We start from the raw sequence: 7,840 nt of genomic DNA, 5'->3' as shown, positions 1-7,840 counted from the left end.
GTGGAGAAGCGGATGCGCCAGTATCCCCATGAGCTGTCCGGCGGTATGCGCCAGCGCGTCATGATCGCCATGGGCCTGATCTGCCATCCCCAGCTGCTCATCGCCGACGAGCCCACCACCGCTCTGGACGTGACTATTCAGGCCCAGATCCTGGAGCTGATGAAGGACCTGCAGAAGAAGACCCACATGGGCATCATCTTCATCACCCATAACCTGGGCGTGGTGGCCGAGATCTGCGACAAGGTCTCCGTCATGTATGCCGGTAAGATGGTGGAGCAGGGCCCGGTGGACGACATTTTCTACAAGCCCGGCCACCCCTACACCATGGGCCTGCTGCGGTCCATGCCCCGTGTGGACGCCGAGAGCTACGAGCGCCTGATCCCCATTGAGGGTACCCCCGTGGATATGCTCAATCCTCCCGAGGGCTGCCCCTTTGCCCCCCGGTGCGAGTACGCCATGAAGATCTGCCTGCAGAAGATGCCTCCCTATGTGGAGCTGGGCGACAACCACCGCTCCGCCTGCTGGCTGCGTGTGCAGGAGCAGATTGAGAAGGAGAAGGCCGGCCAGGCGGACGCCAAGCCCGCGCAGGAGACCGAGAACAAGGAGGCGGGCGACCATGAGTGAGAAGAATGACATCCTCGTTCAGGTAGACCACCTGAAGAAATATTTTGGCGTCAAGGGCCTGAAGGGACCCGGCGTCCAGGCCGTGGAGGATGTGTCCCTGTTTATCAAGCGGGGCGAGACCCTGGGCCTGGTGGGCGAGTCGGGCTGCGGCAAGACCACCCTGGGCCGCACCATCCTCCAGCTCCATCCCCCCACGTCCGGTAAGATCGTCTATGACGGCGAGACCATTTTTGAGGGCGAGGACCCCTGGCAGAAGGATGAGAACGGCCAGATGATCCATGTCAAGACCCCCAAGCCCCAGGCGGTCAATATGCTGCCCTACCGGCGGAAGATGCAGATCATCTTCCAGGATCCCTCCGCCTCTCTGGACCCCCGTATGACGGTGGGCGAGATCATTGGTGAGGCCCTGGACATTCATAAGCTGTGCCCCAACAAGAAGGATCGCAGCGACCGGATCAAGGAGCTGCTGGCCCGGGTGGGCCTGAACACCGAACACGCCAACCGCTATCCCCATGAGTTCTCCGGCGGCCAGCAGCAGCGCGTGGGTATTGCCCGCGCCCTGGCGGTGCGCCCCGAGTTCATCGTGTGCGACGAGCCCATTTCCGCCCTGGACGTGTCCATCCAGTCCCAGGTGGTAAACATGCTGGAGGATATGCAGCAGGATCTGGGCCTGACCTATCTGTTTATCGCCCACGACCTGTCCGTGGTGCGCCACATCTCCAACCGTATCGGCGTGATGTACCTGGGTACCATGGTGGAACTGGCGGAGAGTTATGAACTCAACCGCAACCCCATCCACCCCTATACCAAGACGCTGCTGTCCGCCGTGCCGGTGCCCGACCCCGAGGTGAGCCGCAGCCGTCAGCGTATCGTGCTGGAAGGCGACATCCCCTCCCCCATGAATCCTCCCTCCGGCTGCCGGTTCCACACCCGCTGCCCCTACGCCACCGAGAAGTGCAAGGAGTGCGTGCCCCAGTTCAAGGAACACGCGCCCGGCCACTACGCGGCCTGTCACCTGCTGGGCTAAGCGTGTTCCTGCGCGCTGGGCGCGCCGCCGCGTTGCGGCGTCCAAGCGTTTTGGGCTGTGCCCAAAACCTTGATGCCGGGCGAATTCACTTCGCCCGAGCAGATGAAAAGAGAAAAGGGTTCCCGCCCGGCCTGCCGGGTGGGAATACACGCGCCCGGTCACTACGCGGCCTGTCACCTGCTGGGCTAAGCGATGATCAGATCGGCACAGCATAAGATTTCAGAGAAATTGGAAAAAGGCGGCGGTTGCCGCCTTTTTCAGAACTAAAAAAGAATAAACTTGAGAGTCCGTAACAATTTTGAAACATTTTCTTTACACCTGTACCCGACCTGTGGTATAATACTTCCGCGTTATTTTACTTGCGAAAGGGCATGCCCTTTCGGCGCCCGCCCTGCGGGCGCCGGGGATTATTTCCATGTGTATCGCGCCCAAAGGCGTTATAGATACAAAAATGAGAAAGATGGAGGTCCAACCATGAAAAAGAGAAAACTCGTCTCTCTGCTTCTGTCCGGGGCCCTCGTGTTCGGTCTGTTGGCCGGCTGCGGCGGCGGAACCACCAGCACCAACACCGAGACTCCTGACACCCAGGAGAGCGGTGCGCCCAGCACCGAGAATCCCTCCGGCGAAGGCTTTGAGATGACCGTCAACATCGCCTCCGAGCCTCAGACCATCGACCCCGCTCTGAACAGCGCGGTGGACGGCGCCATTATGATCAGCCATATGTTTGAGGGCCTGATGCGCTGGGATGACAGCGGCGCGGAGACTGTCGGTTCCGACGGTACCTGCAACAACGCCGTGCTGGCTGAAGGCCAGGCTGAGTCCTATGAGAAGACTCCCAACGAGGACGGTACCGTCACCTACACCTTCAAGCTGCGCGACGACATCAAGTGGTCCGACGGCAAGGACGTGACTGCTCAGGACTTCGTGTTCTCCTGGCAGCGCCTGGTCAGCCCCGAGACCGCTGCTGACTACAGCTATATGATCGACTGCGTGGTCAACGCCAACGAGATCATGAACGGCGAGAAGGAGCCCAGCGAGCTGGGTGTCAAGGCTGTTGATGAGAAGACCTTTGAGGTCACCATCACCTCCGACCTGCCCTACTTCCTGGAGATCTGCGCCTTCCCCGCCACCTTCCCCGTGCGCGAGGATATCGTGAGCAATGCTCAGTGGACCTATGATCCCGCCACCTATGTCTCCAACGGCGCCTACAAGATGAGTGAGCGCGTCACCAACGACCGCATCGTTATGGTGCCCAACGAGTACTACTATGACGTGGATTCCCTGGGTCCCCAGAAGCTCACCTTTAAGCTGATGGAAGATCAGAACGCTATGCTCAACGGCTTTAACACCGGCGAGCTGGACTTCATTGAGTCCATGCCCACCGACGAAGTGGCCGGCCTGCTGGCTTCCGGCGATCTGAAGATCGTGGACTATATCGGCACCTACTATGTCTGCTATCAGACCCAGAAGGCGCCCTTCGACGACTGGCGCGTCCGTAAGGCCTTCACTCTGGCCGTGGACCGCAACCGCATCGTGACCGAGATCACCCAGACCGGTCAGGTGGAGGCTGGCGGCTATGTGCCCGCCGGCGTGTACGATGCTGCCGGCGCTACCGGTGACGACTTCCGCACCGTGGGCGGCGACTATTACGATCCTTACAAGGAGGCCTATGAGGCCAACTGCGAGGAGGCTCGTGCCCTGCTGGCCGAGGCTGGCTACCCCAACGGCGAGGGCTTCCCCGTTGTCGAGTACCTGTACAACACCGACGACTCCCACAAGGCTGTTGCCGAGGCTCTGCAGAACATGTGGCAGGAAGTGCTGGGCGTGAAGGTTACCCTGAACAACCAGGAGTGGGCCACCTTCCTCCAGACCCGTAAGGACGGCGATTACTCCATCGCCCGTAACGGCTGGATTGCCGACTACAACGATCCCATGTCCTTCCTGGATATGTGGCTCACCGGCGGCGGCAACAACGATGCTCAGTACTCCAACGCCGAGTACGACGCCAAGATCCAGGCTGCCAAGGCTTCTACCGATCCTGCTGAGCGTATGCAGCTGATGCACGAGGCCGAGAACATCCTGATAGAGGAAGACTGGGTTGTCAACCCCCTGTACTTCTACACCCAGAAGTATATGCTGGCTGACGGCATCCAGGGCATGTACTACACCCCCCTGGGCTACTTCTTCTTCGATCACTGCACCCAGGGCTAATTTCAGCCAAACAAAACGGGCGGAGCCATTTGGCTCCGCCCGTTTTTTATAAAACAGGGCGCTGCGCATGCAGCGCCCTGCTTATTTTACCAACCGCCGAAGGGGAAGTTGTAATAGTAGTTACCGCCCTGCTGGGGCTGGGACTGAGACTGCTGTTTATAGTCCTGCTGCAGCTGCTCCATAGCAGCCTGACGCTCCTGATTGTCCTCGTCTAGGGTCACATTGACGGTGGAAGTGTTGCCGTCCCGGTAGATGGTGAAGGTAACGGTGTCCCCCGCTTTGCAGTCCTTGATGGCGGACTTCAGTGCATCGCTGGAGGAGACGGTGGTGTCACCGATGGCAGTAATGATATCGCCCACCTGGAGACCGGCTTTCTGAGCGCAGGAACCGTCCAGAATGGCTAGGATCTCGTAGCCGGCCGGCACGCCGTACCGCTGTACATTTTCCGCAACGTCGTTCATCAGGATGCCCACATTGGGTTTACCGGTGACATAGCCGTTCTCCATAATGGAGGTGACCATGTCTTTCACGTCGTTGATGGGAATGGCGAAGCCCAGACCCTCCACGGAGGCCTTCGAGCTGGAGCTGGAGGACAGCTTGGCGGACACGATGCCCACCACCTGGCCGTACTTGTCAAACAGGGGGCCGCCGGAGTTGCCGGAGTTGATGGCGGTGTCGGTCTGGATCATGTTCATGACGGTGCCGTCGCTCATGGTGACCGAGCGGTCCTTGGCGGAGACGTAGCCGCCGGTGAAAGTAAAGGTCAGCTCACCCAGGGGGTTGCCGATGGCGTACACATCCTCGCCCACATTGATGGCGTCGGAGTCGCCCAGCACCACGGGCCGCAGATTGCCCTGGTCGATCTTCAATACGGCGATGTCGTTCTCCTCCTCGCCGCCTACCAGGGTGGCGTCATAGCTCTTTCCGTCGGAGAAGAATACGGTGATGTCGCTGACGCCGTTGATGACATGGTAGTTGGTAAGGATGTAGCTGGTGGTGCTGTTGGAGCTGATGACAAAGCCGGAGCCGGATACGGCGTTCTTGACCGTCTGACCCCACACGTTGGTGGTTACATTTCCGTTGACGCCCACCACCGACTCCAGGTTGGAGGCGTATACCTCTTCCGGGGAGAGAACGGTTTTTCCATCCACGTTAGCCAGGGATACAGCGGTGGGACGGGTACCCTCGTAGATGGTGGTGGAGCCGCCGGCAAACCGGCTTACCGCCCATACGCCGCCGCCTCCCACCGCGCCGCCGATGATGGCGCAGCACAGGCCCACGGCCAAAATCTTGCCGAAACCGCCTTTCTTCTTTTTCCTGGGCGGTTCCGCGTCGTATACATGGAACTGGTTGGACTCTATTATGTTCTCCCGATCTTCCGGGGGACGATTATAATCACTGTAGTACATAACGGATCTCTCCTTTTAACAACGGGTGTGGTTGTTTCCTTTGAACGAGTCTTAGCATAACCGGTAATTGTGGCGGAAATGTGAAGAAAATTTGCATGATTTTTAAATTGTTTCTTGTTCGACAGTGGGAGGGTAAAACAGCGTAAAGCCAACGGCTGACCATAGATCAAGTGGTGCAGCCTTGACAACAGCCCCTCCAAAAGCTATAATGAACGATGTTCATATTGAGGTGATAACATGAATACTATTGTAACATCAAAAGAAGAGATTTTGGCAACCAGCCGGGGACTGATTCAGCAGCAGGGCTGGTCGGGGGTCAACATTCGCTCTGTTGCGGCCGCCTGCGGCGTATCTGTGGGGTCGATCTACAATTATTTTGATTCCAAAGCAGAGCTGATGGGAGCCACAGTAGAAAGTGTTTGGTGCGAGATTTTTCACCGCCCGGAAGATGGGTCCGTATTTCAGGATACACAGGCGTGCATTACTTGGATGTATGGACGGATGGAATACGGCTGCCAACAGTATCCCGGCTTTTTTAATCTCCACTCTCTGGGATTCATGCGGGAGGACAAGTCGGACGGAAAACGGCGGATGCAGCAGACCTGGCAGCATATTTTAGAGGGGCTGTGTTCCGGCTTGAAGCGGGATACCCAAATTCGCCCGGATGCTTTTAACGACCAGTTTACAGCGGAAAAATTTGCAGGCGTCCTCTTTTCCCTGATGCTGTCCGCTTTGCTGCGCCAGGACTATGACCCAAGCCCTGTGCTGGAAATCGTCCGCAGGACCCTTTATTAAAATTCCTGCTGTGGGGTGGGAATTTTTTATCCCGGAAAATGAACGCTGTTCAATGAAAGGCGGTAATCTATGAAAGTAAAACGAAACACCCTGCTGCTCCTGGCCTGTCTGGTGTGGAGCGCGGCGGGCTTCAACATTCTTCGTATTGGCCTGATGGCATACCCTCCTTATTGGTCCGTGCTGAATGTTCTGTTGTCCGCCCTGGTCTTTGCTGTGTTTCAGACATTCATTTTTGGAAAGCTGGTGAAAAAGCATACAGCAAGAATCCATTCCTATGAGGAAGAGCGGCATTTTTTCTCAAGTTTTTTGATGGGAAAGCCTTTGTGATTATGGCGGTGATGATGTGCGGCGGGATCGGTCTGCGCTTGAGCGGATTGGCGCCGGAGCGGTTTATCGCCGTCTTTTATACCGGCCTGGGCGCTTCCCTGCTGCTGGCGGGATTGCTGTTTGGCCGTAACTTTGGCAAAGCGGCGCTGGCCGATGTCAGCGTTCCAAATAGAACCGAGCATGAAGGAGAGTAAAGGATGCAAGCAATCGTAGAAACCTTGTTTGACGTGGTCTATCTGATTGGCGTCATTACCATCGGTGTGCTGATAATTTGGGGAAGTAAGGGAAAGCGTCAGTTCAAGCTGTTTGGCTGGATGGCAGTGGTGCTGGGCGCAGGCGATTCCTTTCACCTGGTTCCCCGGGCTCTGGCCCTGTGTACCACCGGGCTGGAGAACTACACTGTCTCCCTGGGACTGGGCAAATGGATCACCTCGGTCACTATGACCATTTTTTATGTGCTGCTCTACTATGTGTGGCGGCAGCGGTATCAGATCAAGGGGCAAAGCGCTCTGACTGCTGCCGTGTATGTCCTGGCCGGTGTGCGGATCGCTCTGTGCATGATGCCGCAGAACCAGTGGCTCAGCACGGAAGCGCCCCTTTCCTGGGGCATCTACCGCAACATTCCCTTTGCGCTGCTGGGGCTGCTGGTGATCGTGCTGTTCTACCGCAGTGCAAAGGTACGGGGAGATCGGGCGTTTCGGTGGATGTGGCTGACCATCGTGCTGAGCTTTGGCTTCTACATCCCGGTGGTGCTGTGGGCCGATACCATCCCTATGATCGGGATGCTGATGATCCCCAAGACCTGTGCCTATGTGTGGACGGTTCTGATTGGATATTTCGCCATGAAAAAGGAATGTAACTAAAGGAGGAAGGAACATGAAACGATATATGAATCTGGCCCTGCTGTACGCTGTTCTTGCCATGGTTGGGGGCGTGTTCTACCGGGAGTTCACCAAGTTCAACGGCTTTACTGCCAAAACCACCCTGGGGGTGGTACATGCCCATTACTTCCTGATGGGCATGGTGTTTTTCCTACTGCTGCTTCTGTTGGAAAAGAGCTTTTCTTTCACCGGGGCCAAGACCGGCCGGATATTGGTTGCCTATCAGATTGGCCTGAATCTGACTGCTGTGATGTTTGTGGTGCGGGGCGTGACCCAGGTGCTGGGAACTGCGCTTTCCTCCGGCATGAGTGCGGCTATTTCCGGCATTGCCGGAATCGGCCATATTCTGCTGGGAATCAGTCTGGTGCTTGTGCTGGTGCAGATCAAGCGCAGCGTACCAATTGCGAAAGGTTGACGATCAAATTGGAGGCCCTGATGGAACGGCTCTTTTTGGCACGCCTGAGGGGATTCGAACCTCCGACCTACCGTTTAGGAGTACGGCGTACCATTTCGTAAATTGTTCATATCATATCTTCCCGTGTTGTTTCTTCGCAAATTGTGCTGCC

General features: G+C 57.1%; 7 protein-coding genes and 1 pseudogene. 7 read left to right on the top strand and 1 reads right to left on the bottom strand.

Annotated features, from left to right (window positions below; translation table 11 throughout):
- The 3 genes from Q0K43_RS09160 to Q0K43_RS09150 form a co-directional block, all read left to right on the top strand.
- On the top strand, positions 1-624 hold a 624-nt coding region (locus Q0K43_RS09160; RefSeq protein ID WP_297290243.1), incomplete at its 5' end, for an ABC transporter ATP-binding protein.
- Positions 617-1,651, top strand: coding sequence for an ABC transporter ATP-binding protein (locus Q0K43_RS09155; protein WP_297290242.1), 1,035 nt, complete (start codon positions 617-619; stop codon positions 1,649-1,651). The genes Q0K43_RS09160 and Q0K43_RS09155, both read left to right, overlap by 8 nt.
- Before the next feature lie 474 nt (positions 1,652-2,125).
- Positions 2,126-3,862, top strand: a complete 1,737-nt coding sequence (locus tag Q0K43_RS09150; RefSeq protein WP_297290241.1) for a peptide ABC transporter substrate-binding protein — start codon at positions 2,126-2,128, stop codon at positions 3,860-3,862.
- An 86-nt stretch (positions 3,863-3,948) separates the two neighbouring features.
- Here Q0K43_RS09150 and Q0K43_RS09145 read toward each other — a convergent pair whose 3' ends face one another.
- Positions 3,949-5,271 carry a S1C family serine protease gene (locus Q0K43_RS09145; protein ID WP_297290240.1) on the bottom strand — a complete coding sequence of 441 codons (1,323 nt, stop codon included), beginning with the start codon at positions 5,269-5,271 and terminating at the stop codon, positions 3,949-3,951.
- 237 nt (positions 5,272-5,508) lie between these two features.
- Between Q0K43_RS09145 and Q0K43_RS09140 the strand changes: the two genes are divergently transcribed.
- The 4 genes and pseudogenes from Q0K43_RS09140 (at position 5,509) to Q0K43_RS09125 (ending at position 7,689) form a co-directional block, all read left to right on the top strand.
- Entirely contained in the window at positions 5,509-6,066 is a 558-nt protein-coding gene (locus Q0K43_RS09140; protein WP_297290239.1) for a TetR/AcrR family transcriptional regulator, read from the top strand.
- A gap of 69 nt (positions 6,067-6,135) precedes the next feature.
- A pseudogene (locus tag Q0K43_RS09135) lies at positions 6,136-6,587 on the top strand (hypothetical protein).
- Between the two features lie 3 nt (positions 6,588-6,590).
- The gene (locus tag Q0K43_RS09130) at positions 6,591-7,256 is read left to right on the top strand and encodes a hypothetical protein (RefSeq protein ID WP_297290238.1); all 666 of its coding nucleotides are present in this window, start codon (positions 6,591-6,593) and stop codon (positions 7,254-7,256) included.
- Between the two features lie 13 nt (positions 7,257-7,269).
- On the top strand, positions 7,270-7,689 hold the full coding sequence (locus Q0K43_RS09125; protein ID WP_297290237.1) for a DUF2871 domain-containing protein: 420 nt from the start codon (positions 7,270-7,272) through the stop codon (positions 7,687-7,689).
- The last annotated feature ends 151 nt before the right edge of the window (positions 7,690-7,840 follow it).

Origin of the sequence: uncultured Flavonifractor sp., from assembly GCF_944383115.1 — a bacterium.
Classification (GTDB): Bacteria; Bacillota; Clostridia; order Oscillospirales; family Oscillospiraceae; genus Flavonifractor.
Note: the sequence above shows the minus strand (reverse complement) of the source record. Positions and strands in the feature narration are given on the sequence as shown.